Annotated in this window: 3 protein-coding genes; 2 read left to right on the forward strand and 1 reads right to left on the reverse strand. The window is 37.4% G+C overall.

Annotation, left to right across the window (positions count from 1 at the left end):
- Window positions 1-42: 42 nt before the first annotated feature.
- On the reverse strand, window positions 43-207 hold the full coding sequence (locus AC3LHT_RS09565) for a hypothetical protein (protein ID WP_488662728.1): 165 nt from the start codon (window positions 205-207) through the stop codon (window positions 43-45).
- 439 nt (window positions 208-646) lie between these two features.
- Between AC3LHT_RS09565 and AC3LHT_RS09570 the strand changes: the two genes are divergently transcribed.
- Both AC3LHT_RS09570 and AC3LHT_RS09575 read left to right on the forward strand, forming a co-directional pair.
- Window positions 647-1,129: a permease gene (locus AC3LHT_RS09570; RefSeq protein WP_488662729.1), complete on the forward strand. Its 483-nt coding sequence runs from the start codon at window positions 647-649 to the stop codon at window positions 1,127-1,129.
- Window positions 1,126-1,659 carry a hypothetical protein gene (locus AC3LHT_RS09575; protein WP_290646473.1) on the forward strand — a complete coding sequence of 178 codons (534 nt, stop codon included), beginning with the start codon at window positions 1,126-1,128 and terminating at the stop codon, window positions 1,657-1,659. The genes AC3LHT_RS09570 and AC3LHT_RS09575 overlap by 4 nt, the downstream gene beginning before the upstream one ends.
- Window positions 1,660-1,782: the final 123 nt, after the last annotated feature.

Consider the following 1,782-nt stretch of genomic DNA (forward strand, 5'->3'; position numbering starts at 1 on the left):
GTGAAAAATTTTTGATGATTTCGCATTTGCAGTTTATATCTCTTAGCATGTTATCATCGCCTCATAAAACAGGTTTGCCGCTTTGGGCAAAGCAATAATGATTTTCTTTTTAAATGCCGTTTGATAGGCAATGATAACCGCTTGAAATCCAGAATGGCTTTTTATCCTGGTAGCTAAACCTTTGGTATTCAATACTGTAATATTCATTTGCATTGCTGACTCCTCCTTTTAGAGTTGAGAGTTGTGATATAAACTTTTTTAGTTGGAGAAGCCTATTTCCAACCATCCCACCAGCATTTGCATACGTGTGTATGGTTTCTCATTTAATCTCTCACCCTTCTTTGTATGTTATTCATGGTAAAATCAAATTGTTTGCAATGCACATATGATAATCTGAACGTATCATATTCAACGCCATATTGGGTTACGATTTTATTCCTGCTTGTAACGCAAGAAACATCCACGCATCAGTAAACCAAAACATCTTTGAAATTTCATATCTTTAGTGTCTATTATCCAGATTTTAAACAACTTACAAACTTTTAAGAGGGCAATAAATAACTAAAATCATTGACAGTAACAGGTATATTATTATATTATATGCTATATGCACATATATGCAAGCGCTCAATATGGGGGGTATGTCGTGAGCACAACAACTGTTTTTATAAATATTCTTGCACTTGTTGCTTTATTTATTGCCTTTATCAAAGACCGGAAAAAGACAAAGCAATCATTGATAATAGCGTTGAAATCCTTTATCAAAATCCTTCCTGCTCTTCTTCTTGTAATAGTATTTATAGGTTTGTTTATGGGTTTTGTACCCAGGGATCAGATTTCCAGAATAATTGGCAATCAAGCTGGGTTCTGGGGTATATTCATTATTGCTTTGTTTGGGGCTATTTCACATATTCCTTCATTGATTTCATTTCCTCTCGGAGCCTCCCTTATTGAAAGCGGGGCTTCGCTCACCGCAGTTGCAGCATTCATTACTACACTGACTATGATTGGGATAATAACTTTACCGGTTGAAATCAAAGAGCTGGGAAAGAAGATGGCATTGCTCAGAAATGGCTTGAGTTTTCTTATAGCAATTACCATTGCATTTATTATGGGGGCAATACTATGAAGGAAGTGTTCAGGGAAAAACAAATGAAAAATAAGAAAAGCCTTAACTTGATACTTTTAGGTATTTCGTTGGCGATTGCGGTGATTTTACTGTTGATATTTCCCGACAAACAGACAGTGGTAACCAGAACCGCATGGAATTTTCTTGTTGAAATGCTACAAATCCTTCCTGCGGTAATGGTCCTAATGGGGCTTTTTGCAATTTTTGTTCCAAATAAACTGATCGTGAAATATCTTGGGAGCAGTTCTGGAATTAAGGGCGTTTTGCTTGCTTTACTCATTGGGGCATTACCCACCGGGCCTTTATACGTTGCTTTCCCTATGGCTTCAGCTTTACTCAAAAAAGGCGCTCGTATTTCCAATATCATAATTTTCCTGTCGGCTTGGGCTTGTATTAAAATTCCTCAAGAACTGATGGAGCTTCAGTTTTTAGGGGCATACTTTATGGCTTTAAGGCTAAGCTTGACAATTTTATTTGTAATTGCCATGGGTGCGATTATAGAGAAAATAATGTTGTGGAGCAAGAATTGATAGTACGACGCTTAGGCTGTCAGCTGGTGGAGTGACGGTGAAAACCCGTTGTCAGTTGTAGGTTGTGTGCAAAACTATTAAGTACCGAGTTGCGTGGTTCGAGTTACGAGAGCTAAAAAGCCA

It is taken from the genome of Kosmotoga sp. (genome assembly GCF_982836095.1).

Excerpts from the sequence above, each read along its gene's own strand:
- AC3LHT_RS09565 (WP_488662728.1), bottom strand. The coding sequence starts at position 207 with ATGAATATTACAGTATTGAATACCAAAGGTTTAGCTACCAGGATAAAA.
- AC3LHT_RS09575 (WP_290646473.1), top strand. The coding sequence starts at position 1,126 with ATGAAGGAAGTGTTCAGGGAAAAACAAATGAAAAATAAGAAAAGCCTT.